Source organism: Streptomyces sp. NPDC028907 (assembly GCF_055564995.1).
Window position 1 is genome coordinate 247,178 of the sequence record NZ_JBVHVE010000013.1, and the last position, 24,961, is coordinate 272,138.

The window sequence follows — 24,961 nt, forward strand, 5'->3', positions numbered from 1 at the left end:
CGTCGGACTGACGCGGGTCACACCTCGCCCGTCCACGGCGCCACTCGGCGACGCCGAAGCTCACCCCGGCTACTCGAAGACCGGCACCGGGAACCCCGCGGACTCGTTCAGTTCGGCCCAGACCGTCTTTCCGCGCCGGGCGTGGCGGGTTCCCCACCGGGTGGCGAGCTGGGCCACGAGGAGGAGGCCGCGGCCGCCCTCGTCGAAGACACGGGCCCGGCGCAGGTGCGGGGTGGTGCTGCCGGCGTCGGAGACCTCGCACAGGAGGGTGCGGTCATGGATGAGGCGCAGGCTGATGGGAGGCCGGCCGTAACGGATGGCGTTGGTGAGCAGTTCGCTGACGACCAGTTCCGCGGTGAAGCCGAGTTCCGCCAGGCCCCGGTCGGCCAGTTCCCGGGAGACGTCCGAGCGGGCCCGGGCCACGACCGCGGGGTCGGCGTCCAGGTGCCAGGTGGCGACCCGGTCGGCGCCGAGCACCCGGGTGCGGGCGAGGAGCAGGGCGATGTCGTCGCCCGGTCGCAGGCCTCCGGACGGCAGCAGGGCCTCCAGCACGTTGTCGCAGGCCGCGTCCAGCGAGGGCGCCGGCCGGGCCAGGGCCTGCCGCAGTGTCGCGAGGCCGGCGTCGACGTCATGGGAACGGGCCTCGATCAGGCCGTCCGTGTACAGGGCGATCAGACTGCCCTCGGGCAGTTCGACCTCCACCGTCTCGAAGGGCAGGCCGCCCAGGCCGAGCGGCGGGCCGGGCGGCAGCTCCAGGAGGTCCGCCGTGCCGTCCCGGATCACCACGGCGGGCGGCACATGGCCCGCGCGGGCCAGGGTGCAGCGGCGGGAGACGGGGTCGTAGACGGCGTACAGGCAGGTGGCGCCGATGTCTCCGCCGGTCTCGGCGTCGCAGTGAGGGTCCGGGGCGGGTCGGGCGTCGCCTTCGCCATCGGGATCGGCGGCGTCGGCGTCGGCGTCGGCGTCCGCGTCGGCGTCCGTGGACGCTTCGGCCGACAGGCGCAGGACGACATCGTCCAGGTGGGTGAGGAGTTCGTCGGGCGGCAGGTCGATGTCGGCCAGGGTCCGCACGGCGGTCCGCAGGCGGCCCATGGTCGCGGCGGCACGGATGCCGTGGCCGACCACGTCACCCACCACGAGGGCCACCCGTGCGCCGGACAGCGGGATGACGTCGTACCAGTCGCCGCCCACCCCGGCCTCGGATCCGGCCGGCAGATAGCGGTAGGCGACGTCCACGGCCGACTGCCGGGGCGCGTGCCGCGGGAGCAGGCTGCGCTGGAGGGTGAGGGCGGTGGCGCGGGCCTGCGTGTAGCGGCACGCGTTGTCGACGGCGACCGCCGCTCTCGCGGCGATCTCCTGCGCGAGGAGCAGATCCTCGTCGTCGTAGCGGGCGGAACGGCCGTACCGGTGGAACACGGCCACCCCCAACGTCGTCCCCCGCGCCCGCAACGGCACCACCAGCGTCGACTTGCTCCGCCCCGCATCCGAGGCCGCTCTGCCGTACTGGTGCCGGGAGGGCTGCCCGGTGGTCAGGGCGTACGCCGAGGGCGATCCGCGGGGGCAGGCGTGGAGCTCCTGCAGCGCGATGGCCGTGTCGGGCCAGGCCCCGGTCATCGTCTCCGGCCCCCCGGCGGCCCGGGGCGCCGGGCGGGGCCCGGCCGAGGCTTCCGATACGCCCCCGGCCTCCGGTGCCGAGCCGCCCTCGACCCCCGGTACCGAGCCGACCTCGGACGCCGCCTCCGCCCTGCCCTGCGGCACCGCCCCGCCCTCACTCCCCACCCCCCACGCCATCCGGCGCAGCACATGCGGCCCCTCCCCCGCGCCGTCCTCCCCCCGGAGCACGGAGTCGAGCAGATCGACGGTGACCAGGTCGGCGAAGTGTTCGGTGGCGAGCTCCGCCAGTTCCTGGGCGGTGCGGGCGATGTCCAGGGTGGTGCCGATGCGCATGCCCGCCTCGTTCACCATCGCCGAGCGCCGGCGCAGCCGCCGGTCCCGTTCCTCCTGGAAGGCGACGACGCCCTGCTCCGACACCCGGTCCACGTAGGTGGTCGACACGGCGATGAGCTCGCGTGCCGCCGCGCAGACCTGTTCGGGATCGTCGCTGAGCCGGGGCAGCTCCACGATCAGCCGGTCGATGACGAGCCCCTGGGCCAGCCGGAAGGCACGCAGCATGGTGCTCAGGGGGGTGCCGTGCCGGGCCAGTGTCCGGGCACGTTCCACGTCGGCGGGCGGGGGCTCGATCAGCTCCGGGTCGATGGCGTGTTCGATGCCGAACAGTGCGGCGCCGAGGTGCTCGGCGACGTTGTCCGAGGCCGTCCGGGCCACCTCCGGGTCCTCCCACAGCGCGGGGAGCTCACGCCGCAGGCACTGTTCCAGCTCGGCTCTGAGTTCGTCCGCTCGCGAGCCGAGCTCGTGCGCCGCACGCGACAGAAGACCGCGGGCCGTGGGCTCCACACTGACGACGTTACGCCGCCCGCGCCGGCGTCACCCGGCCCCGCGCAGGACCCGGGACAGCCCCAGTGCCGCCGTCCGTACGGCGGGTGCCAGCTGGGCGGGGCTGAAACGGGAGCGGGGCACCGCCACGGAGAGGGCGGCGACCGTGCTGCCGCCGGCGAAGACGGGGGCCGCGATACAGGCCACGCCGAGGGCTGCCTCCTGTTCCTCGTAGGCGAGGCCGGAGACCCGGATCTTCTCCAGGGCCATGCGCAGCCGGTTCGGGTCGGTGATCGAATGGGGCGTGAGGCTCGGCAGCGGCCGGGACAGCACCTCCTCGGTCAGCTCGGCGCCCGAGAACGCCAGCAGGGCCTTGCCTACGCCGGTGCAGGTCAGCGGCAGGCTGCCGCCGATACGGGAGGGCAGCTGGAGGGCCTCGTGACCGTGGATGCGTTCGAGGTAGACCACCTCCATGCCCTCCCGCACCCCGAGGTGGACGGTCTCCCGGGTGGCCTCGAACAGGTCCTGGAGGAACGGCAGGGCCGCCTCGCGCAGATCGAGCCGGTGCGGCACCAGCGAGCCGAGCTCGAACAGCTTCGCCCCGAGCCGGTACCGGTTGTCCGAGCGCTCCAGCCATCCCAGCCGGACGAGGTCCGCCGCCAGCCGGTGCACCGTGGGCTTCGGCAGACCGGTGTGCTCCGAAAGTTCCGACAGACGGTACGGACCACCGCTCGGACTGAAGCACTCCAGAATGCTCGCGGCCTTTTCCAGCATGTTGCCGCCTGCGCCGTTCCGTGTCACGGAACAAAGTTTGTCGCTTGGCGAAGGTCCTGTCTATATCGATGTACCGATCGATGTCAGCCCCGCCGCTTCGCCTTCCTCGGAGGTATCCCGTGTCGACCGCACTCGACGGCGTCCACCCCGACGCCGCCCCACCGGCCGTGGTCAAGGCCGCCGACCTGCTGGCGGACGCCGCCCGCACCGGGACCGCCTGCCCTCCCGTGCGTGACCTGTTCGACGACGGCGGGGACCTGGAGACCGCGTACGCCGTACAGCAGCTGGGCGTCCGGCGCGCTCTGGCCGCCGGCCGCCGTGCCGTCGGCCACAAGATCGGCCTGACCTCCGTGGCCGTACAGCGCCAACTCGGCGTGGACCGGCCCGACTTCGGCGCGCTGTTCGCCGACATGGCCGTGCCGGACGGCGGCGAGGTGGCGGCCGGCCGGCTGCTCCAGCCGAAGGTGGAGGCCGAAGTCGCGCTCGTGCTCGGGCGGGACCTGCCGGAGCGGGAGTGCACGGTCGTCGACGTCCTGCGCGCGGTCGACTTCGCGCTGCCGGCGCTGGAGATCGTGGACAGCCGTATCGCGGGCTGGGACATCTCCCTGGTCGACACCGTCGCCGACAACGCCTCCTGCGGTCTGTACGTCCTGGGCGCGACCCCCGTACCGCTCACCGCCGTCGACCTGCGGACGGTGACGATGGCCATGAAGCGGGGCGGCGAGACCGTCTCCGAGGGCTCCGGCGCCGCCTGTCTCGGCAGCCCTCTGAACGCGGCCGTGTGGCTGGCCTCCGCGCTCGCCGAGCGGGGCGATCCGCTGCGCGCGGGCGACCTGGTGCTGACCGGCGCGCTGGGCCCCATGGTGTCCGCCGCGCCGGGGGATGTGTTCGAGGCACACATCTCCGCGCTGGGGTCCGTACGGGTCGGATTCGCGCAGGAAGCGAGCCGGCTGACGGAAGGGGACGTGCTGTGAGCACGAAGGTCGCCATCATCGGCTCCGGCAACATCGGAACCGACCTCATGATCAAGGTCCTGCGGCTGTCGGAGTCGCTGGAGATCGCCGCGCTGGCCGGAATCGACCCCGCCTCCGACGGTCTGGCGCGGGCCCGCCGGCTGAAGGTCGCCACGACCCACGAGGGCGTCGAAGGGCTCGTCGCGCTGGACGAGTTCGCCGATGTGGAGATCGTCTTCGACGCCACCTCGGCCGGCGCCCACCGCCACCACGACGAGGTGCTGCGCCCGCTCGGCCGCACCCTGGTCGACCTCACCCCGGCCGCCCTCGGCCCGTACGTCGTGCCGCCGGTCAACGGCGACGCCCATCTCGACGCCCCGAACGTCAACATGGTCACCTGCGGCGGTCAGGCCACCATCCCGATCGTCGCCGCCGTGGGCGCCGTCACGCCCGTCCACTACGGCGAGATCGTCGCGTCCATCGCCTCCCGCTCGGCCGGCCCCGGCACCCGCGCCAACATCGACGAGTTCACCGAGACCACCTCCTCCGCCATCGAGCGCGTCGGCGGCGCCGCGCGCGGCAAGGCGATCATCGTCCTCAACCCGGCCGAGCCCCCGCTGATCATGCGGGACACCGTGCACTGCCTGGTCTCCGACTGCGCGACCGAGGCGGTCGCCGCGTCGGTGGAGGAGATGGTCGGGCGGGTGCAGGCGTACGTCCCCGGCTACCGGCTCAAGCAGAAGGTGCAGTTCGAGAAGGTGGCGTCCGACGACCCGCTGCGCGCCCTCGCCCCGGGCACGGGCGAGGCCCTGAAGGTGTCCGTCTTCCTGGAGGTCGAGGGTGCCGCGCACTACCTCCCGGCGTACGCCGGGAACCTCGACATCATGACCTCGGCCGCGCTGCGCACCGCGGAGCGCATGGCCGCCCGCCACCGCGCCACGGAGGTGGCCTCCCGATGACCCGTCTGTACGTCCAGGACGTGACCCTGCGAGACGGCATGCACGCCGTCCGGCACCGCTACACCGTGGACCAGGCCCGCGCCATCGCCGCCGCGCTGGACGCCGCGGGCGTGGCCGCCATCGAGATCGCCCACGGCGACGGCCTGGCGGGCTCCAGCATCAACTACGGCATCGGCGCCCACACCGACTGGGAGTGGATCGAGGCCGTGGTGGACGCCGCGCAGCACGCGGTGCCCACCACCCTGCTCCTCCCCGGCATCGGCACCCTGCACGACCTCAGGCAGGCGCACGCCCTGGGTGTCCGCTCGGTACGCGTCGCCACCCACTGCACCGAGGCCGACATAGCCGCCCAGCACATATCCGCGGCCCGCGACCTGGGTATGGACGTCGCCGGGTTCCTGATGATGTCCCACATGGCCGAGCCTGCCGAACTGGCCCGCCAGGCCAAGCTGATGGAGTCCTACGGCGCCCACTGCGTCTACGTCACCGACTCCGGCGGCCGCCTCACCATGGACGGCGTCCGCGACCGCTTCCGCGCCTACCGCGACGTCCTCGACCCGGAGACCGAACTCGGCATCCACGCCCACCACAACCTCGCCCTGGGCGTCGCCAACACCGTGGTCGCCGTGGAGTGCGGCGCGGTACGGGTGGACGCCTCCCTCGCCGGACAGGGCGCCGGGGCCGGCAACTGTCCCCTGGAGGCGTTCGTGGCGGTCGCCGACCTCATGGGCTGGGACCACATGTGTGACCTGTTCCCCCTGATGGACGCGGCCGACGACCTCGTGCGTCCGCTCCAGGACCGCGAGGTCCGGGTGGACCGCGAGACCCTCAGCCTCGGCTACGCGGGCGTGTACTCCAGCTTCCTGCGGCACGCGGAGACGGCGGCGGCCCGCTACGGCCTGGACACCCGCAGCATCCTCGTCGAGGTGGGCCGCCGGGGCATGGTGGGCGGCCAGGAGGACATGATCACCGACATCGCGCTGGACCTGCTCGGCCACGCGGAGGCCGTGCCGTCCTGACCGCGCGGTACGGCGTCGCGCCCCTCCGGTCGGGGAGGGGCGCGATGTACCGCGTGGTGCGGGGCGGGATGCGAGGGAGGCGCGGCGCGTGCCGTGAGATGCCCGGCCGTCGGGTCGCCGTCACGCCTTCGTCAGGGTGATCTCCTTCTTCGACGTCGCGTGGAAGTGGGGCAGGGGCAGGCCGCCCAGGTCGTCCGAGGGGCGGAGCTCCACGACGGTGGCCTCGACGTCCGCCTTGCCGTGCTTGAGGGTGGCCGAGGAGGTCCCGCTCTTGTTCTCCCAGCGGTGCTTCTTGCCGTCGCACACGGCGAGGGTGCCGCCGATGGCGTACCGGGTGGTGGAGGACTTCTGGCCGACGGAGGCGCTCACGAAGACGGGGCCCTTGCTGTCGGCGCAGCGGTAGGTGCCGGTGACCGTGACGGTGCCGTCCGTGGCCATCCGGACCGTCTTGTCGACCGTCACGGTCTCCTTGGGATCGGCGGTCACGTCGGAGTCGGCGAGGGCCGAGGGCGCGGCGGCCAGCAGGAGCAGAGCGGCGCCGGTGGCGGTGGCGAGAGCGGGGCGCAGGGGCATGGGATGACCTCCCGGTGGGTGGAGTGGGGGCCTCCACTGGTACCCGGCCGGTGTGCTTATGGGCGTGATCGTCACCCCTTCGGTGGCGAGTCCGCCCCGACCTTCGTGGATCGGTCAGAGAGTTGTCCGCGTGTTGTCACGGTTCACGGCGGGCCGTTCCGATGAGTTCGAGAGGGGAGGATGGTCTACCCATATGGACGGCCCACATGGATCGTCCGCCCGATGTGGAGGTGTGCCATGTGTTCCCACCAGCCTTCGTGTCCTTCCTCCGACCGCCACGGCGCCCATGTGGTGGCCGCCCACCCCGAGCAGGGCTGGAGCCTGCTGTGCGACGGGGCGATCGTCTTCGACGACAGCGGTGAGCTGCTGCCCGACGGCCGCGTCGTCGCCCCGCACCGGGTGCCGGCCGAGCGGCTCGCCATGGCCGCGTGAGCACGATCTACGGCAGTACCGCGAAGCCGTCGAGCTCCACCATCGCCCGTTCGTCCCAGAGCCGTACGACCTCGACGACCGCCATCGCCGGATAGTCGCGGCCCGCCAACTGACGCCAGACGCGGCCGAGTTCCGCGACCTGGGCGCGGTACGCCGCGACGTCCGTGGCGTAGACCGTGACCCGCGCGAGATCGGCCGGTGTGCCGCCGGCCGCCGCCAGCGCGGCCAACAGGTTCGCGAGCGCCTGCTCGAACTGCTCCGGCAGCGTCTCCCCGACCACCTTGCCGTCGGCGTCGAGCGCGGTCTGCCCGGCCAGGAAGACGACCCGTGAGCCGGTGGCGACGACCGCGTGGGAGAAGCCGGTGGGCGGGGACAGATCGGGCGGGTTGACGCGCTCGGTACTCACTGGCCGGCCTCCATGCTCGCGTACAACTCCTTTGCGATGATGCCGCGTTGCACCTCGCTGGCGCCCTCGTAGACGCGCGGGGCGCGCACCTCGCGGTAGAGGTGTTCGAGCAGATGGCCGCGGCGCAGGGCGCGGGCGCCGTGCAGCTGGACGGCCCTGTCGACGACGTACTGCGCGGTCTCCGTCGCGAGCAGCTTCGCCATCGCGGCCCGCCGGGGCACGTCCGGTGCCTCCTCGTCGTACGCCGTCGCCGCCGCGTACACCATGAGACGGGCCGCCTCCGTGCGCAGGGCCATCTCGGCGACCTGGTGGGCGACCGTCTGCAGGTCCTTCAACTTGCCGCCGAACGCGTCCCGTCGGGCGGTGTGCGCGACGGTGGCGTCCAGGGCGGCCTGGGCCATGCCGACGGCGAAGGCGCCGACGCTGGGCCGGAAGAGGTTGAGGGTGCCCATCGCGACCCGGAAACCGCGGTCGGGCTCGCCCAGCACGTCGTCGGCGGTGACCGGGACGGCATCGAAGGTGAGGCTGCCGATGGGGTGCGGGGACAGCATGTCGAGGCCCGCGCCGGTGAGGCCGGGACGGTCCGCGGGGACCAGGAAGGCGGTGACACCGCGGGCGCCGGCGCCGGGGGTGGTGCGGGCGAACACGGTGTAGAAGTCGGCCTCGGGGGCGTTGGAGATCCAGCACTTCTCGCCGGTGAGCCGCCAGCGGGCGGGGCCGTCGGGCTCGGCGGCGAGTTCCAGGGCCGCCGCGTCCGACCCGGCCCCGGGCTCGCTCAGCGCGAAGGCCGCCACCGCCTCGCCCTCCACCACGCCGGGCAGCCGGCGCTCCCGCTGGGCGGGCGTGCCGTACGCGTGCACGGGATACGCGCCCAGGCCCTGGAGGGCCAGCGCGGTCTCGGCCTCCGTGCAGGCGTACGCGAGGGACTCCCGCATCAGGCACAGGTCGACCGCGCCCGAGGTGAACAGCCGCTTCAGCAGGCCCAGTTGGCCGAGCTCGGCGACGAGGGGGCGGTTGACGTGTCCGGGCTCGCCCTTCTGCGCGAGCGGGCGCAGCCGTTCGGCGGCCAGGGCGCGCAGTTCGGCACACCATGCGGTTTGCGATGGATCGAGTGAGAATGCGGGCATTGCCGACCTCCCTGCGGGGCCGTCCGCGACGGGCCCTCTCGACGGACCTCCTCGACGATATCGCGCACCATTGACTGTCGTCACCAACACGATACGCTCCCTGTGCGAGCCCACCAGAACGCCAAGAAGCACCAAGCCCACACGGCAGCCCACACGGCAAGGGGGCGAACCGCCATGGCAGGTCTGCACCGCTCCGCCCACGTCGACACCTTCGCCCGCGAGCATCTGCCACCTCCCGACCAGTGGCCCGAGCTCCACTTCGACCTGCCGGGGCTGCGCTACCCCGATCGGCTCAACTCCGCCGCCGAATTGCTCGACGGCCCGCCCGACGAGCGCCCCGCGTTCCACACACCGTCCGGCGACACATGGACGTACGGCACACTGCGCACCCGCGTCGACCGGCTCGCACATGTGCTCACCACCCACCTCGGCGTCGTCCCGGGCAACCGGGTGCTGCTGCGCGGCCCGACCACGCCCTGGCTGGCCGCCTGCTGGCTGGCGGTGCTGAAGGCGGGCGCGGTCGCCGTCACCGTGCTGGCCCAGCAGCGGCCGCACGAGCTGCGGACCATCTGCGAGATCGCCCAGGTGCGGCACGCGGTGTGCGACATCCGGGCCGTCGACGACCTGGCCAAGGCCGAGATACCCGGCCTGCGCCTCGCCACGTACGGCGGCGACGCGCCCGACGACCTCCTGCGCCGCCCCGCGCCCGACGGCCCGCACCCCGCCGCCGACACGGCGGCCGACGACGTCGCCCTCATCGCCTTCACCTCGGGGACCACGGGACGACCCAAGGGCTGTATGCACTTTCACCGGGATGTGCTCGCGATAGCCGACACCTTCTCGGAACATGTGCTCCAACCACATGTGGGCGATGTCTTCACCGGCAGTCCCCCGCTCGGCTTCACCTTCGGCCTCGGCGGCCTCGTCATCTTCCCGATGCGGGCCGGCGCCAGCGCCCTGCTCCTCGAACAGGCCGGCCCCAAGCAGCTGTTGCCCGCGATCGGCGAGCACCGGGTGTCCGTGCTGTTCACCGCTCCGACGGCGTACCGCGCGATGCTCGACGAGCTCGACTCGCACGACATCTCCTCGCTGCGCCGCTGTGTCTCGGCGGGCGAGAACCTGCCCGCCGCCACCTGGCGGGCCTGGCACGAGCGGACCGGGCTGCGCATCATCAACGGCATCGGCGCCACCGAGCTGCTGCACATCTTCATCTCGGCGGCGGACGAACACATCCGGCCGGGGACGACAGGGCGGCCGGTACCGGGCTGGCACGCGCGCGTGGTGGACCACGAGGGCCGGGAGGTACCCGACGGCGAGCCCGGGCTGCTCGCCGTGCGCGGGCCGGTCGGCTGCCGCTATCTCGCCGACCCCCGGCAGCGCGAGTACGTCCGCGACGGCTGGAACATCACCGGTGACACCTACGTCCGGGAGAGTGACGGCTACTTCCGCTATGTCGCCCGCGCGGACGACATGATCATCTCGGCCGGCTACAACATCGCGGGCCCCGAGGTCGAGGAGGCCCTGCTGCGCCACCCCGATGTGCTGGAGACGGCGGTGGTGGGACGGCCCGACGAGGCTCGTGGGCAGGTCGTGGTGGCATACACGGTGCTCAGGGAGGGTGCGCGACGGGACGTGGAGGCGCTGCGGGCGTTCGTCAAGGCCGAGCTGGCGCCGTACAAGTGCCCGCGGGAGATCGTCTTCCTGGAGGCGCTGCCGCGCACCGCGACCGGCAAACTCCAGCGCTTCCGGCTGCGCGACGCCGGCCACCAGCGGGGCGACCAGCAGTGATCCGCACGAACTAAGATGATCAACGTGTCCGACCAGCATGCACCACGGTCTCTCATCGTCACGCTCTACGGCGCCTACGGCCGCCACATGCCCGGCCCGGTGCCGGTCGCCGAGCTGATCAGACTGCTCGCCGCGGTCGGTGTGGACGCTCCGTCCGTACGGTCGTCGGTGTCGCGCCTGAAGCGACGCGGACTGCTGCTGCCGGCCCGTACGGCGCAGGGCGCGGCGGGGTACGACCTGTCGCCGGACGCCCGGCAGTTGCTCGACGACGGCGACCGGCGCATCTACGCCACCGCGCCACCCGAGGACGAGGGCTGGGTGCTCGCGGTGTTCTCGGTGCCGGAGTCGGAGCGGCAGAAGCGGCACGTGCTGCGCTCCCGGCTGGCCGGCCTGGGCTTCGGGACGGCCGCCCCGGGGGTGTGGATCGCGCCGGCGCGGCTCTACGAGGAGGCCCGGCACACGCTCCAGCGGCTGCGCCTCGAGGAGTACGTCGACTTCTTTCGCGGCGAGCATCTCGGCTTCGCGCCGACCGCGCAGGCCGTCGCCCGCTGGTGGGACCTGGCCGCGATCGCCAAGGAGCACGACGCGTTCCTCGACCGCCACGCGCGTGTGCTGCGCGACTGGGAGCAGCGGGCGGACACCCCCGAGGAGGACGCCTACCGCGACTACCTGCTGGCCCTCGATTCCTGGCGCCACCTGCCGTACGCCGACCCCGGGCTGCCGGCGCGTCTGCTGCCCGGGGACTGGCCCGGCGCCCGCTCGGCGGCCGTGTTCCGGGCGCTGCAGCTGCGGCTGCGCGACGCGGGAGCCCGCTTCGCGGGCGTGCCCGAACCCAGCTCCCCCGAGTGATGTGAGTCACATTTCTGCCAGACAGGCAACCTCTACCTTTCTCCCATCCTCTTCTCAGAGTTGCCCCCTAGAGTGCTGCCGCATGACTCTCATGCGGAACTTGAACCGGGCGCTCACCTCCACCACCGGCCTTCAGGTACGGAGGGCCACCAAGCCCGCAGGGCCGAGACCCGCGGTGGCGACCGCCGAGCCGAAGCCGGCGACGTACCGGTGTCCGTCGGCCGGGGACCTGCCGACGGACCGACTGCTGCGGCAGCCGGTCTTCATCATCTCCTCGGTCCGCTCCGGCTCCACCCTGTTGCGGATGATGCTGGGCGCCCACTCACGGCTGCATGCCCTGCACGAGCTGCACCTCGGCAAGATCGGGGTGGACTGCGGGCCGTGGGTCTCCGAGCGGGCCATGAGCGCCCTCGGGCTGCACCGCGGCGACCTGGAGCACCTGCTGTGGGACCGGGTCATGCACCGGGAGCTGGTGAAGTCCGGCAAGGACTTCATCGTGGAGAAGACTCCCGGCAACGCCTTCATGTTCCGGCGGGTTCGGGACTGCTGGCCCGACGCCCGGTTCGTCTTCCTGCTGCGCCATCCCGAGTCGATAGCGCGGTCCTGGCACGAGAGCGACCCCGTCAAGCGGCCGTACGACAAGGCCGTGGCCGATGTGCTGACGTATGTGAAGGCGGTCGAGGAAGCTCGCGACGGCGACGCCCGGGGCCACACCGTGCGGTACGAGGACATCACCGACGACCCCGAGCGGGAGATGCGGCGGCTGTGCGCGTTCCTGGGGCTGGAGTACGAGCCGGCCATGCTCGACTACGGCAGGAAGAAGAGCGGCGAGCTGATCAGAGGGCTCGGCGACTGGCGCGAGAACATCCGCACCGGCACCGTACAGCCGGGGCGCGAGCTGCCGAAGGACGACGAGGTCGCTGAAGCACTCCGCCCGGTGTGCAGGGTCTGGGGCTACTCGTCCTGAGCGCCTCGGGGCAGCCTCCCCCCTCCTCACCGCCCCAGCGTGAGCCGGGGCCGGGCCGCATCCGTGCGCCCCGTCTGCGGGCGGCGGCTGCCCGCCCGGTACGGGGCCGGCCACACCACGCCCGGACCGTCGTAGCCCTGCTCGGCCGCGGCGTGCAGCGTCCAGTGCGGGTCGTAGAGGTGCGGGCGGGCGAGGGCGCACAAGTCCGTACGGCCCGCCAGGATCAGGGAGTTGACGTCGTCCCAGGAGGAGATGGCGCCGACGGCGATCACCGGGAGGCCGGTGGCGTGCCGGATCCGGTCGGCGTACGGCGTCTGGTACGACCGCCCGTACTCCGGCCGCTCGTCGGCCACGACCTGCCCGGTCGACACGTCGACGGCGTCGGCGCCGTGCGCGGCGAAGGCACGGGCGATCTCGACGGCGTCCTCGGCGGTCGTACCGCCCTCGGCCCAGTCGGTGGCGGAGATCCGGACGGTCATGGGCCGTTCCTCCGGCCACACGGCCCGTACGGCGTCGAAGACCTCGAGCGGGAAGCGGAGTCGTTTCTCCAGCGAGCCTCCGTAGGCGTCGGTGCGGCGGTTGGTCAGCGGGGAGAGGAAGCCGGAGAGCAGATAGCCGTGCGCGCAGTGGAGTTCGAGGAGGTCGAACCCGGCGCGGGCGGCGCGCCAGGCAGCGGCCGTGAACTGCTCACGGATGTCGGTGAGTTGGGAGCGGGTCAGCTCGCGCGGGGTCTGGCTGTACGGCTTGTAGGAGATCGGGGACGCGGCGACGAGCGGCCAGTTGCCGTCCTCCAACGGCTCGTCGATGCCCTCCCACATCAGCTTGGTCGAGCCCTTGCGGCCGCTGTGGCCGAGCTGCACGCCGATCGCGGTGCCGGGTGCCTGGGCGTGCACGAACTGGACGATCCGCCGCCAGGACTCGCCCTGCTTGCCGGTGTAGAGACCGGCGCAGCCGGGGGTGATCCGTCCTTCCGGGCTGACGCACACCATCTCGGTCATCACCAGTCCGGCGCCGCCGAGGGCGCGGGCGCCGAGGTGGACGAGGTGGAAGTCGCCGGGGACGCCGTCCGTCGCCGAGTACATGTCCATCGGGGACACGACGACCCGGTTGCGCAGTGTCAGGCCGCGCAGCCGGAACGGAGTGAACATCGGGGGCGTTCCTGGCGGGCAGCCGAAGTCCCGCTCCACGGCCTCGGTGAAGTGGGCGTCACGCAGGCGCAGGTTGTCATGGGTGACGCGGCGGCTGCGGGTGAGGAGGTTGAAGGCGAACTGGCGGGACGGCTGGTCGAGGTAGAGGCCGAGGTTCTCGAACCACTCCAGGCTGGCGCGGGCGGCACGCTGCGTGGAGGCGACAACCGGCTTGCGCTCCGCCTCGTACGCGCTCAGGGCGCCGGCGACGTCGGGCTGCTCCTCCAGGCAGGCCGCGAGCGCGAGGGCGTCCTCGACGGCCAGTTTGGTGCCGGAGCCGATGGAGAAGTGGGCGGTGTGTGCGGCGTCGCCGAGCAGGACGACGTTGCCGTGCGACCAGCGCTCGTTGACGATCGTGCGGAACGTCGTCCACGCCGACTTGTTGGACTTGAGCGGCCGTCCGCCGAGCGCTTCCGCGAAGATCTTGGCGCAGCGCTCGACGGACTCCTGTTCGTCGAGCTCCGCGAACCCGGCGGCCTGCCAGACCTCTTCGCGCATCTCGACGATCACGGTGGAGGCGTCGGCCGCGTACGGGTAGCCGTGCAGCTGCATCACGCCGTGTTCGGTCGCGGCGATCTCGAAGCGGAAGGCGTCGAAGGCGAAGTCCGCGGCCAGCCAGATGTAGCGGCAGTGGTGGGTGGCCACATGTGGGCGGAACACATGGGCGTAGGCCTCGCGGGTGGTGCTGTGCACACCGTCAGCGGCGATGACCAGGTCGTATGCCTCTGCCAGGCGGTCCGGGGGTGGTGCTTCGGTGCGGAAGCGGAGGTCTACGCCGAGTTCGTGGCAGCGGGTGTGGAGGATTTCCAGGAGGCGTTTTCTGCCGAGGGCGGCGAAGCCGTGTCCTCCGGAGGTCTGGCGGGTGTTGCGGTGGACGATGTCGATGTCGTCCCAGCGGGTGAAGTGTTGCTGCAGGGCCGCGTAGACGACGGGGTCGGCGTGTTCGATGCCGCCCAGGGTTTCGTCGGAGAGGACTACTCCGAAGCCGAAGGTGTCGTCGGGGGCGTTGCGTTCCCAGACGGTGATCTCGCGGTCGTGGGCGAGGCGTTTGAGCAGGGCTGCGGCATAGAGGCCGCCGGGGCCGCCGCCGATGATCGCTACTCGTAGGGGGTGGCCGGTATCCGTTGGCGGCTGCGGGGTTGTGGGGGCCGGTCGCGCCCGCGCGGCGGTAGCCGCAGATTCAGCACCGCTCCGCGCCCCTTGCGGCGTCCCGGTCCCCTCGGGTGAGAGCATGCCCTACCTCCCCTGCCACTTCGGCGGGCGCTTCTCCCTGAAGGCCGCGTGGAACTCCGCGTAGTCCTCGCCGTTCATCAGGAGGGCCTGCGTCGAGGCGTCCATCTCCACCGCCGCCGCGAGCGGCATGTCCAGCTCGGCCGTCAGCAACGCCTTGGTCTGGGCGTACGCCAGGGCCGGGCCCTCGGCCAGGCGGCGGGCGAGGGCCTGCGCGGCCTCGTCGACCTTCCCCTCGTCCGTCATCTCGCTGATCAGGCCGATCCGCTCCGCCTCGGGGGCGCGTACCGGTTCGCCCAGCATGAGCAGGCGGGTGGCGTGGCCGAGGCCCACGACCCTCGGCAGCAGATACGCCGCGCCCATGTCGCCGCCCGACAGGCCGACCCGGGTGAAGAGGAAGGCGAAGCGGGCGGTGGGGTCGGCGACCCGGAAGTCGGCGGCGAGTGCCAGTACGGCACCCGCGCCCGCCGCCACCCCGTGCACCGCCGCGATCACCGGGAACGGGCACTCCCGTACCGCCCGGACGACCTGCCCGGTCATCCGGTTGAAGTCGAGGAGCTGGGCGGTGTCCATGGACAGGGTCGCGCCGATGATCTCGTCGACGTCGCCGCCGGAGCAGAAGCCGCGGCCCTCGCCGGTCAGCACCAGGGCCCGCACCGCCCGCTCCCGGGACAGCTCGGCGAGCAGATCGCGCAGGTCGGCGTAGGCGCCGAAGGTGAGCGCGTTGAGTTTCTCGGGTCGGGCGAGGGTGACGGTGGCGACCCCGTCGGCGTGCTCGACCCGCAGATGCTTCCAGTCGGAGGTGCGGGCGGCGGAGCCGGTGAAGGGACTCATGACGTGCGGCCTCCTCGGGCGGACGGCGGGCACTGCATCACTGAGCTCTACCCCTCGAAGCTATCACCCAACTTTGACTGTCGTCACGACTGCGCGATAACCCATTCGGGTGTGACCTGGCCCCGTCACATCCGTCACGGCTCGTCGACACCCGCGTAACGGTGGGATCAGCCGCGCGAGGCCGGCCGTTCACCCGGGTAAGCCGCCCTTCAGTCGGGGCCGAAGGTCCCGAACGGTGCCCTTCGGAAGCCTCTGCGGGGTGGCGCCGTACCATTCATAAGGTTGAAAGCAGGACAGCCTGCTCATGAACGGACCCGCCTTGCAAGATCGCCCCTCAGCCTCCGCCTCCTGGCGTATCGCGCTTCCGCACACGGCCGCCGCCGTGCCCGTGGCGCGCGCTCTGGTCCGTACGGCGCTGGCCGAGCTGGAGCACACCGCCGACAGCGACACCGCGGAGCTGCTCACGGCGGAACTGGTCGCGAACGCCGTGGAGCACACCGCGGGCGCCGGCCCGATAGAACTCGTGCTGGAGCTGCTGCCCTCCGGCTGCCAGGTCGAGGTCCACGACCCGGACCCGTCCCCGCCGGGCCATCTGACCAAGCCGAGCGGCAAGGATCCCGACCCCTGGCAGGAGCACGGCCGCGGTCTCCTCCTGATCCGCGCCCTGAGCTCGTCCTGCGGCCACCGACCGACGGACTCGGGCAAGGCGGTCTGGTTCCGCTTGCCGACCGTACCGGTTCAACGCCGGCCGCTGTAACGCCCCAGGGGCGCGGGGCCGTAGTGCATTTGCGGCTACCGCCGCGCGGGCGCGACCAGCCACATCGGACCGGCAGTCGGCAGGCAGCCGTCACGCCTACGGCGCAGCCCTAGCCCAGCGTCGCCACCAACACGGCCTTGATCGTGTGCATCCGGTTCTCCGCCTCATCGAAGACCACCGAGTGCTCCGACTCGAAAACCTCGTCCGTCACCTCGAGCGACTCCAGCCCATGACTCTCGAAGATCTCGCGCCCGACCTTCGTCCCGAGGTCATGGAAGGCGGGCAGACAGTGCAGGAACTTGACGTCCGGGTTGCCGGTGGCGCGCAGGACGTCCATGGTCACCGCGTAGGAGCCGAGCGCCGCGATCCGCTCGTCCCAGACCTCCTTGGGCTCCCCCATGGACACCCAGACGTCGGTGGCGACGAAGTCGGCGCCCCGGACGCCCTCGGCCACGTCCTCGGTGAGCGTGATGACGGCGCCGCTGACCTCCGCGAGCTTGCGGGCCCGGGCCACGACCTCGTCACCGGGCCAGTACTCCTCCGGCGCGACGATACGCACGTCCATGCCGAGCAGCGCACCGGTGACGAGGTAGGAGTTGCCCATGTTGAAACGGGCGTCGCCCAGGTAGGCGAAGACGATCTCCTTGAGCGGCCTCTCGCTGTGCTCCGTCATCGTCAGCACGTCGGCCAGCATCTGGGTGGGGTGCCAGTCGTCGGTCAGGCCGTTGTAGACGGGCACGCCGGCGTACGCGGCCAGCTCCTCCACCTTCGCCTGGCTGTCCCCGCGGTACTCGATCCCGTCATACATCCGCCCCAGCACGCGCGCGGTGTCCTTCACGGACTCCTTGTGGCCGATCTGCGAGCCGGAGGGGTCGAGGTACGTCGTGGAGGCGCCCTGGTCGGCGGCCGCGACCTCGAACGCGCAGCGCGTGCGCGTCGAGGTCTTCTCGAAGATCAGCGCGATGTTCCTGCCCCGCAGGTACTGCGTCTCGGCCCCGGCCTTCTTGGCGGCCTTCAGCTCGGCGGCCAGTTCGACCAGCCCGAGGAACTCCTGCTCGGTGAAGTCGATCTCCTTGAGGAAGTGGCGGCCGGCGAGGGCGCTCGGGACAGTCGCCATGGGGGCGCTCCAGGGTGGGACGAGAACAGGGACACTGGAAGTCTATACGACCATTAGAATTTCTATACGGCCTCCCGCTCGACCGGGCAGCTCATACAGCGCGGCCCCCCTCTTCCCCGCCCCAGCTCGCTCCCCGGGATCTCGATGACCTCGACGCCCTGCTTGCGCAGATGGGTGTTGGTGGTGGAGTTGCGCTCATAGGCGACGACGACACCCGGCTCGACGGCCAGCACGTTGCAGCCGTCGTCCCACTGCTCGCGCTCGGCGGCGTGGACGTCCTGGGTCGCGGTCAGGACGCGGATCTCGCTGAGCCCCAGGGCGGCGGCGATGGCGCGGTGCATGTGCTCGGGCGGATGGTCGGTGACCTTCAGCTCCTTGTCGCCGGCGCCGGGTTCGATGGTGTAGGAGCGGAGCATGCCGAGCCCGGCGTACTGGGTGAAGACGTCGCCGTCGACCATCGTCATCACGGTGTCGAGGTGCATCAGGGCGCGCCGCTTGGGCATGTCGAGGGCCACGATCGTCTGCGCGGACCCGGCGGCGAACAGCTTGTGGGCGAGCATCTCGACGGCCTGCGGCGTGGTCCGTTCGCTCATCCCGATGAGGACGGCGCCGTTGCCGATCACCAGGACGTCCCCGCCTTCGATGGTGGAGGGGTAGTCGGCCTGTCCCTCGGACCAGACGTGGAACGTTTCGTCACGGAAGAGCGGGTGGTGTCGGTAGATCGCCTCGAAGTGGACCGTCTCGCGCTGTCGCGCCGGCCAGCGCATGGCGTTGACGGAGACACCGTCGTAGATCCAGGCGGAGGTGTCACGGGTGAAGAGGTGGTTGGGCAGGGGGGCGAGGAGGAAGTCGTCGAGCTCCATGACATGGAAGCGCACGGAGGTCGGCTCGGGGTGCGCCTCCAGGAACTCCCGTTTGGTCATGCCGCCGACGAGGGCCTCGGCCAGCTCGGCGGAGGGCAGGCTCTCGAAGGCGGCACGGAGGTGGTCCGTGGCGAGCACCCCGTACTCCTTCTCGTCGAAGACCCGGTCCAGGACGAGCTTCCGGGCCACCGGGATCTCCAGTGCCTCGGTGAGCAGGTCGCCGAAGAGGTGGACGGTGACCCCGCGGTCACGCAGGACGTCGGCGAACCCGTCGTGCTCGGCGCGGGCCCGGCGCACCCACAGCACGTCGTCGAAGAGCAGGGCGTCCTTGTTGCTGGGGGTGAGCCTTTTGAGCTCGAGGTCGGGCCGGTGAAGGATGACGCGGCGCAGCCGCCCGGCCTCGGAGTCGACATGGAATCCCATGACTCCATCCTGACCATCGGGGGCCGTCTTCACCCCCTGCTTGCCCGCCTTGACCTCCTCTCGTTCTCGTCCTCTTGACGACAACCCGGGCTCGCGATTATCGTCCACATGACGAGAAATCGTGGAGGGGATCCCATGGCCGACATCACCCGGCGCCTCGGCTGGCGCCATCTGCGCGGCGCGCCCACGGCGCACATCCGCCACCACCGCGGCGGAAAGCTGCTGCACGACGGCCCGGGACTCAGCTTCTGGTACCGGGCACTGACCGCCGCGCTCTCCGAAGTGCCGGTCGACGACCGCGAGTTGGCGATGACCTTCCATGCCCGTACGTCCGACTTCCAGGACGTGGCCGTCCAGGCGACGGTCACCTACCGCGTCAGCGACCCGGCACTGGCCTCGACCCGCCTGGACTTCTCCGTCGACCCGGACACGGGCGCGTGGCGGGGCACCCCGCTGGAGCAGCTGGGGACGCTGCTGACGGAGACGGCCCAGCAGCACGCGCTGGACGTCCTGTCCCGTACGCCGCTGTCGGCGGCCCTCGTCGACGGCGTCACGGCGGTACGGGAGCGGATCGCGGCTGGCCTGGCCGGCGAGCCCCGGCTCCCGGCGACCGGCATCGAGGTGGTCGCCGTACGCGTCGTGGCGCTGCGTCCGGAACCGGAGGTGGAGCGGGCGCTGCGCACTCCGGCCCGCGAGCAGATCCAGCAGGAGGCGGACCGGGCGACGTACGAGCGGCGTGCGGTCGCCGTCGAGCGGGAGCGTGCCATCGCCGAGAACGAACTCGCCAGCCAGATCGAACTCGCCCGCCGCGAGGAGCAGTTGGTCGACCAGCGGGGCACGAACGCGCGCCGGGAGGCCGAGGAGCACGCGGCCGCCGACGCCGTACGGGCCGAGGCGGAGGCGGCACGGACGGTGCGGCTCGCGGAAGCGGAGGCCAAGCGGTCCGTACGGCTGGCCGGAGCGGAAGCCGAGGGCGCGCGCGAGGTCGGTGAAGCCCGGGCACAGGCCCAGGCGGCATGGCTGCGGGTGCACGCCGAGGTGGACGTGGCGACGCTGCACGCCCTGACCGGGACACGGCTGGCTGAGAACCTGCCGCGGATCGACAGCGTGACGCTGTCGCCGGACGTGCTGACCGGACTGCTCGCCAGGCTCGGTGCGCGGGAGCAGGCGTGAGCCTCGCCCCGCGGGTCGTCCTCGTCCATCGCACCACGGAGTACGAGGAGTTGGTGGCCCGGCACGGCACCCACGGCCAGGCCGCCTTCTTCCTCTCCTCCCGGGGGCGCGACATCACGGAGGTCGCCGAACGCCACCGCCGCACGCGCGAGGCGCTGACGCGGGTTGCCTCGGCGATCCCGCTGACCTGGCGTCAGACCCGGGTGGAGCGGGCCGACCTGGACCGTTTCCTGTTCGCGCCGGAGGACGTGGTCGTCGTGGTCGGCCAGGACGGGCTGGTCGCGAACGTGGCCAAGTACCTGGCCGGCCAGCCGGTGCTCGGCATCGACACCGACCCCGGCCGCAACCCGGGCGTCCTGGTCCGCCATCGCCCCGAGGACACCGGCCGGCTGCTCGCGGCCACACAGTCGGGAGGGGTCCGCTGCGACGAGCTCATCATGGTGGAGGCCGTCGCCGACGACACCCAGCGGCTGGTGGCCCTGAACGAGATCTACCTGGGCGCCGTCGGCCACCAGACGGCCCGATACCGCCTGGGCCTGGAGGACGACGGGGGTGTCGTCGAGGCCCAGGCCTCGTCCGGGGTGCTGATCGGCACCGGGACGGGGGCGACCGGATGGATCCGGTCGGTGTGGCAGGAGCGGGGCGGGCGGCAGCGGCTGCCCGCCCCGACCGAGGAACGCCTGCTGTGGTTCGTACGGGAGGCCTGGCCCTCCCCGGCCACCGGTACGTCACTGGTGGCCGGGGAACTCTCCGCCGCGCACCGCCTCCACCTCACCGTCGAGTCCGAACGGCTGGTCGCGTTCGGGGACGGGATGGACACGGACGCGGTGGAGCTGACCTGGGGTCAGACCCTGCGGGTGGGCGTGTGCCGGGAGCGGCTGCGGCTCGTCGGCTGACCGTACGGTGAACGGCCGCCGACCGTCACAGCCGGGGGTCGACCGGCTCCGACTCCAGCGCCAGCACCCCGAACACCGCCTCGTGCACCCGCCACAGCGGCTCCCCCTCGGCCAGCCGGTCGAGGGCCTCCAGGCCGAGGGCGTACTCGCGGATGGCGAGGGACCGCTTGTGGTTGAGGAACCGCTGCCGCAGCCGGGCCAGGTTGTCCGGCCGCGTGTACTCCGGACCGTAGATGATCCGCAGGTACTCGCGTCCCCGGCACTTGATCCCGGGCTGGACCAACCGCCCCTCACCGCTCCGCACCACCGCGCCCAGCGGCTTGACGACCATGCCCTCGCCGCCCCGGCCGGTCATCTCCAGCCACCAGTCGACACCGGCCCGCACCGACTCCGGGTCACCGGTGTCGACGTACAGCCGCCGGGTGGTCTGCAGGAGACCCGTGCCGTCGTGCTCCACCAGCCGGTCCAGCAGCGCGAGCTGCTCGTCATGCGGAAGGGCGGCGAGGCTGCGGCCCTGGACAGCGAGGACCTGGAACGGTGCCAGGCGTACGCCGTCCAGGCCGTCCGTGGTCCAGCAGTACCGGCGGTACGCCTCGGTGAACGAGGCGGCGTCGGCGGCCCGTTCACGCTGCCGGGCCAGCAGGTCCGACACGTCGACGCCGCGCGCCGCGGCGCCCTCCAGCGCGGCCAGCGCACCCGGGAACACCGCCCCGGAGGCGGCGCCGACCGCCGCGTACTGCGAACGCAGCAGGCCCTGCGCCTTCAGCGACCATGGCATCAGCTCGGCGTCGAGCAGCAGCCAGTCCGTCTCCAGGTCAGCCCACAGGCCGGCCTCGGTGACCGCGGCCCGGACCCGGTCCAGGATCGTCTCCGTCACCGACTCGTCGTCGAAGAAGGGGCGCCCGGTGCGGGTGTACAGCGAGCCGGTGGGCCCGTCGACCCCGAACCGCGTGCGTGCGACCTCCGCGTCCCGGCACACCAGCGCCACGGCCCGCGAGCCCATGTGCTTCTCCTCGCACACGACCCGCTCGACACCGTCCGCCGCGTACTGCGCGAAGGCCTCCGCCGGGTGCTCCAGGTAGCCCTCGATGTGGCTCGTCGCCGTGGGCGCCATGGTCGGCGGGAGGTACGGCAGCAGGCGCGGGTCGACGGCGAAGCGGCTCATGACCTCCAGGGCGGCGGCCGCGTTCTCCTCACGGACCGACACCCGGCCGGAGTGCCGGGTCTCCACGACCCTGCGGCCGTGCACGTCGTCGAGGTCGAGCGGCCGTCCGTCGTGCCCGCCCGGTGCCTCCGTCCGCAGCGGCCTGGCCGGCTCGTACCAGACCCGCTCGGCCGGTACGTCGACCAGTTCCCGCTCCGGCCAGCGCAGCGCGGTCAGCTTGCCGCCGAAGACGGCACCGGTGTCCAGGCAGATGGTGTTGTTCAGCCAGGTGGCCTCCGGGACGGGGGTGTGGCCGTACACCACCGCCGCACGCCCCCGGTAGTCCTCGGCCCACGGGTAGCGCACCGGCAGCCCGAACTCGTCGGTCTCCCCGGTGGTGTCGCCGTACAGCGCGTGCGAGCGCACCCGCCCCGACGTACGGCCGTGGTACTTCTCCGGCAGACCGGCGTGGCAGACCACCAGCCGGCCGCCGTCGAGGACGTAGTGGCTGACGAGCCCGTCGATGAACTGCCGTACCTCCGCCACGAACTCCTCGCTCTCGCCCTCCATCTGCTCGATGGTCTCGGCGAGTCCGTGGGTGTGCTGGACGCCTCGTCCCTTGAGGTAGCGGCCGTACTTGTTCTCGTGGTTGCCCGGCACGCACAGCGCGTTGCCGGACTTGACCATCGCCATGACGCGCCGCAGGACGCCCGGGCTGTCCGGACCGCGGTCGACGAGGTCGCCGACGAAGACGGCGGTCCGGCCGTCGGGGTGCACACCGTCGACGTAGCCCAGCTTGCCGAGCAGCGACTCCAGTTCAAAGGCACAGCCGTGGATGTCGCCGACGATGTCGAAGGGGCCGGTGAGGTGGGTCAGGTCGTTGAAGCGCTTCTCGGTGACGACGGTGGCGTTCTCGACGTCCTCCACACCGCGCAGGACGTGCACCTTGCGGAAGCCCTCGCGCTCCAGGTGCCTGAGCGAGCGGCGCAGCTCGCGGGTGTGCCGCTGGATGACGCGGCGCGGCATGTCGGCCCGGTCGCTACGGGCCGCGTTGCGCTCGGCGCACACCGGCTCCGGAACGTCGAGCACGATGGCGATGGGCAGCACGTCGTACTGCTTCGCCAGCTGGATCAGCTGCTTGCGGGCGTCCTGCTGCACGTTGGTGGCGTCGACGACGGTACGACGGCCGGCGGCCAGGCGCTTGCCCGCGATGTAGTGCAGGACGTCGAAGGCGTCCCGGGTCGCGCTCTGGTCGTTCTCGTCGTCGGAGACCAGGCCGCGGCAGAAGTCGGAGGAGATGACCTCGGTGGGCTTGAAGTGCCGGCGGGCGAAGGTGGACTTGCCGGAGCCGGAGGCGCCGACGAGCACGACGAGTGAGAGGTCGGTGACGGGCAGGAGACGTCCCTCGGTTGCCCGGGTGGTGTTCTCGCTCATGCGGCCTTCGCCTCCTTCTCGTTCACGTCGTTCTTCTCCGTGGCTGCGCCCGTCTCGGCCTTGCCCATCTCGAAGACGGCCATCTGGGTGGGTGGCCCCACCTCCGGGTCGTCGAGGCCGACGGGCACGAACTCCACGCCGTACCCGTGCCGTTCGGCCACCGCCCGCGCCCACGCCCGGAACTCCTCGCGGGTCCACTCGAAGCGGTGGTCGCCGTGCCGGACGTGCCCGGCCGGGAGGGACTCCCAGCGGACGTTGTACTCGACGTTCGGGGTGGTCACCAGGACCGTCCGGGGTCGGGCGGAGCCGAACACCGCGTACTCCAGGGCGGGCAGCCGCGGCAGGTCGAGGTGCTCGATGACCTCGCTGAGCACGGCGGCGTCGTAGCCCGCCAGTCGCTTGTCGGTGTAGGCGAGGGAGCTCTGGAAGAGCTTCACGCGTGAGGCCTGCCGCTCCCCCATCCGGTCCAGCTTCAGCCGCCGCCCGGCGATGGTCAGCGCCCGCATCGACACGTCCACACCGACGATCTCGGTGAACGCCGGGTCCTTGAGGAGCGCCTGCACCAACTGCCCCTGCCCGCACCCGAGGTCGAGCACGCGCGCGGCACCGGACGCCTTCAGCGCGGTGATGATCGCGTCCCGCCGCTGCACGGCGAGCGGGGTCGGCTTCTCCTCCGTCTCCCCCTCCGCCTCGACGGCGTTGTCGATGTCCTCGACCTCGCTGTCGTCGGCCTCCGCCAGGCGCACCAGCTCCAGCCGCTCCATCGCCTGCCGGGTCAGCGACCAGCGGCGCGACAGATACCGGCTGGTGATCACCTTCTGCTCCGGGTGGTCCGGCAGCCAGCCCTCACCGGCCCGCAGCAGCTTGTCGACCTCGTCGGAGGCGACCCAGTAGTGCTTGGCGTCGTCGAGGACCGGCAGCAGGACGTACAGATGCCGCAGGGCCTCGGCGAGGGTCAGCGTCTCCGACTCCAGGACGAGCCGCACGTACCGCGAGTCACCCCACTCGGGGAACCGCACGTCCAGCGGCACCGGCTCGGCGGTCACCGCCCAGCCGAGCGGTTCGAAGAGCCGTCGTACGAGTTCGGGTCCGCCGCGGGCCGGAAGCGCGGGCACCTCGATCCGCAGGGGCAGCGGCTGCGCCACAAGCCCCGGCCGTGCGTTGCACACACCCCGCATGGCACTCGAGAACACGCTGCTGAGCGCGACCGCGAGCAGCGAGGAGGCGGCGTACGGCCGGTCGTTGACGTACTGCGCGAGCGCCGCGTCGGGCGCGCCGCCCCGCCCCTTGCCCTTGCCCCGCCTGACCAGCGCCACGGCGTCCACCTCCAGCAGCAGCGCCGCCGTGCAGCGCTCGGCGTCCGCCTCCGGGTAGAGGACGTGCGCCTTGCCGTAGGAGGTGGAGAAGGCCTGCGATTTCTCGGGATGCTTGTGCAGCAGGAAGCCGAGATCGGTGGCCGGACGCTCCGGAGTGCCGGTGGTGGTGATGGTCAGGAACACAGTGGGTGGCCTTAGTAGTGGTCTGAACTGCGGATACGCCCACCGTACAGAGCGGGCGAGCACACCACTGGGGAATTTTCGCTAGCCTCCCGAACGTCCGGGCGTTCGAACGGCGTACGCCTGA

General features: G+C 72.0%; 21 protein-coding genes. 10 read left to right on the forward strand and 11 right to left on the reverse strand.

Annotated features, from left to right (window positions below; all coding sequences use genetic code 11):
- Window positions 1–69 precede the first annotated feature (69 nt).
- Window positions 70–2,454 carry an ATP-binding SpoIIE family protein phosphatase gene (locus tag ACZ4UU_RS34300; RefSeq protein WP_471907277.1) on the reverse strand — a complete coding sequence of 795 codons (2,385 nt, stop codon included), beginning with the start codon at window positions 2,452–2,454 and terminating at the stop codon, window positions 70–72.
- A 30-nt stretch (window positions 2,455–2,484) separates the two neighbouring features.
- Window positions 2,485–3,207: an IclR family transcriptional regulator gene (locus ACZ4UU_RS34305; RefSeq protein ID WP_471907320.1), complete on the reverse strand. Its 723-nt coding sequence runs from the start codon at window positions 3,205–3,207 to the stop codon at window positions 2,485–2,487.
- Window positions 3,208–3,287: 80 nt separating this feature from the next.
- Between ACZ4UU_RS34305 and ACZ4UU_RS34310 the strand changes: the two genes are divergently transcribed.
- From ACZ4UU_RS34310 to dmpG, 3 genes are read left to right on the forward strand one after another with little or no spacing between them, the layout of a single operon-like run.
- Window positions 3,288–4,181, forward strand: coding sequence for a 2-keto-4-pentenoate hydratase (locus ACZ4UU_RS34310; protein ID WP_471907278.1), 894 nt, complete (start codon window positions 3,288–3,290; stop codon window positions 4,179–4,181).
- Window positions 4,178–5,119: an acetaldehyde dehydrogenase (acetylating) gene (locus ACZ4UU_RS34315; protein ID WP_471907279.1), complete on the forward strand. Its 942-nt coding sequence runs from the start codon at window positions 4,178–4,180 to the stop codon at window positions 5,117–5,119. The genes ACZ4UU_RS34310 and ACZ4UU_RS34315 overlap by 4 nt, the downstream gene beginning before the upstream one ends.
- Window positions 5,116–6,138, forward strand: a complete 1,023-nt coding sequence (dmpG, locus tag ACZ4UU_RS34320; RefSeq protein ID WP_471907280.1) for a 4-hydroxy-2-oxovalerate aldolase — start codon at window positions 5,116–5,118, stop codon at window positions 6,136–6,138. The genes ACZ4UU_RS34315 and dmpG overlap by 4 nt, the downstream gene beginning before the upstream one ends.
- A gap of 120 nt (window positions 6,139–6,258) precedes the next feature.
- On the opposite strand, the gene ACZ4UU_RS34325 is transcribed toward dmpG, so the two are convergent.
- Window positions 6,259–6,711: a DUF6299 family protein gene (locus ACZ4UU_RS34325; RefSeq protein WP_471907281.1), complete on the reverse strand. Its 453-nt coding sequence runs from the start codon at window positions 6,709–6,711 to the stop codon at window positions 6,259–6,261.
- A 237-nt stretch (window positions 6,712–6,948) separates the two neighbouring features.
- On the opposite strand from ACZ4UU_RS34325, the gene ACZ4UU_RS34330 reads away from it, so the two are divergent.
- A complete protein-coding gene (locus ACZ4UU_RS34330; protein WP_471907282.1) occupies window positions 6,949–7,143 on the forward strand; it encodes a DUF5999 family protein in 195 nt (64 codons plus the stop codon).
- A 7-nt stretch (window positions 7,144–7,150) separates the two neighbouring features.
- Here the strand turns inward: ACZ4UU_RS34330 and ACZ4UU_RS34335 are convergent, their stop codons facing one another.
- A complete protein-coding gene (locus tag ACZ4UU_RS34335; protein WP_471907283.1) occupies window positions 7,151–7,549 on the reverse strand; it encodes a RidA family protein in 399 nt (132 codons plus the stop codon).
- On the reverse strand, window positions 7,546–8,676 hold the full coding sequence (locus tag ACZ4UU_RS34340) for an acyl-CoA dehydrogenase family protein (RefSeq protein ID WP_471907284.1): 1,131 nt from the start codon (window positions 8,674–8,676) through the stop codon (window positions 7,546–7,548). The genes ACZ4UU_RS34335 and ACZ4UU_RS34340 overlap by 4 nt, the downstream gene beginning before the upstream one ends.
- Before the next feature lie 174 nt (window positions 8,677–8,850).
- On the opposite strand from ACZ4UU_RS34340, the gene ACZ4UU_RS34345 reads away from it, so the two are divergent.
- The 3 genes from ACZ4UU_RS34345 to ACZ4UU_RS34355 all read left to right on the forward strand — a co-directional run bounded on the left by ACZ4UU_RS34345 (window position 8,851) and on the right by ACZ4UU_RS34355 (window position 12,280).
- Entirely contained in the window at window positions 8,851–10,464 is a 1,614-nt protein-coding gene (locus ACZ4UU_RS34345; protein WP_471907285.1) for an AMP-binding protein, read from the forward strand.
- Between the two features lie 15 nt (window positions 10,465–10,479).
- Window positions 10,480–11,313, forward strand: a complete 834-nt coding sequence (locus ACZ4UU_RS34350; RefSeq protein WP_471907286.1) for a PaaX family transcriptional regulator — start codon at window positions 10,480–10,482, stop codon at window positions 11,311–11,313.
- Window positions 11,314–11,395: 82 nt separating this feature from the next.
- Window positions 11,396–12,280, forward strand: a complete 885-nt coding sequence (locus ACZ4UU_RS34355; protein ID WP_471907287.1) for a sulfotransferase family protein — start codon at window positions 11,396–11,398, stop codon at window positions 12,278–12,280.
- A gap of 26 nt (window positions 12,281–12,306) precedes the next feature.
- Here the strand turns inward: ACZ4UU_RS34355 and ACZ4UU_RS34360 are convergent, their stop codons facing one another.
- Both ACZ4UU_RS34360 and ACZ4UU_RS34365 read right to left on the reverse strand, forming a co-directional pair.
- Window positions 12,307–14,700 carry a bifunctional salicylyl-CoA 5-hydroxylase/oxidoreductase gene (locus ACZ4UU_RS34360; RefSeq protein WP_471907288.1) on the reverse strand — a complete coding sequence of 798 codons (2,394 nt, stop codon included), beginning with the start codon at window positions 14,698–14,700 and terminating at the stop codon, window positions 12,307–12,309.
- A gap of 3 nt (window positions 14,701–14,703) precedes the next feature.
- Window positions 14,704–15,531 (reverse strand): enoyl-CoA hydratase family protein, encoded by an 828-nt coding sequence (locus tag ACZ4UU_RS34365; RefSeq protein ID WP_471907289.1) that lies wholly within the window; start codon window positions 15,529–15,531, stop codon window positions 14,704–14,706.
- 304 nt (window positions 15,532–15,835) lie between these two features.
- Between ACZ4UU_RS34365 and ACZ4UU_RS34370 the strand changes: the two genes are divergently transcribed.
- On the forward strand, window positions 15,836–16,288 hold the full coding sequence (locus ACZ4UU_RS34370) for an ATP-binding protein (RefSeq protein ID WP_471907290.1): 453 nt from the start codon (window positions 15,836–15,838) through the stop codon (window positions 16,286–16,288).
- 109 nt (window positions 16,289–16,397) lie between these two features.
- Here ACZ4UU_RS34370 and argF read toward each other — a convergent pair whose 3' ends face one another.
- Both argF and ACZ4UU_RS34380 read right to left on the reverse strand, forming a co-directional pair.
- Window positions 16,398–17,405, reverse strand: a complete 1,008-nt coding sequence (argF, locus tag ACZ4UU_RS34375; RefSeq protein WP_471907291.1) for an ornithine carbamoyltransferase — start codon at window positions 17,403–17,405, stop codon at window positions 16,398–16,400.
- Window positions 17,406–17,467: 62 nt separating this feature from the next.
- Window positions 17,468–18,691, reverse strand: coding sequence for an arginine deiminase (locus ACZ4UU_RS34380; RefSeq protein ID WP_471907292.1), 1,224 nt, complete (start codon window positions 18,689–18,691; stop codon window positions 17,468–17,470).
- Window positions 18,692–18,826: 135 nt separating this feature from the next.
- Here ACZ4UU_RS34380 and ACZ4UU_RS34385 point away from each other — a divergent pair, with 135 nt between their 5' ends.
- Together ACZ4UU_RS34385 and ACZ4UU_RS34390 are read left to right on the forward strand one after the other, a co-directional pair.
- Entirely contained in the window at window positions 18,827–19,864 is a 1,038-nt protein-coding gene (locus ACZ4UU_RS34385) for an SPFH domain-containing protein (protein WP_471907293.1), read from the forward strand.
- Window positions 19,861–20,760, forward strand: coding sequence for a diacylglycerol kinase catalytic domain-containing protein (locus ACZ4UU_RS34390; RefSeq protein WP_471907294.1), 900 nt, complete (start codon window positions 19,861–19,863; stop codon window positions 20,758–20,760). The genes ACZ4UU_RS34385 and ACZ4UU_RS34390 overlap by 4 nt, the downstream gene beginning before the upstream one ends.
- Before the next feature lie 25 nt (window positions 20,761–20,785).
- Here ACZ4UU_RS34390 and ACZ4UU_RS34395 read toward each other — a convergent pair whose 3' ends face one another.
- Together ACZ4UU_RS34395 and ACZ4UU_RS34400 are read right to left on the reverse strand one after the other, a co-directional pair.
- Complete coding sequence (locus ACZ4UU_RS34395; RefSeq protein ID WP_471907295.1) at window positions 20,786–23,338, reverse strand: polynucleotide kinase-phosphatase; 2,553 nt, start codon at window positions 23,336–23,338, stop codon at window positions 20,786–20,788.
- Complete coding sequence (locus tag ACZ4UU_RS34400) at window positions 23,335–24,837, reverse strand: 3' terminal RNA ribose 2'-O-methyltransferase Hen1 (protein WP_471907296.1); 1,503 nt, start codon at window positions 24,835–24,837, stop codon at window positions 23,335–23,337. The genes ACZ4UU_RS34395 and ACZ4UU_RS34400 overlap by 4 nt, the downstream gene beginning before the upstream one ends.
- Window positions 24,838–24,961: the final 124 nt, after the last annotated feature.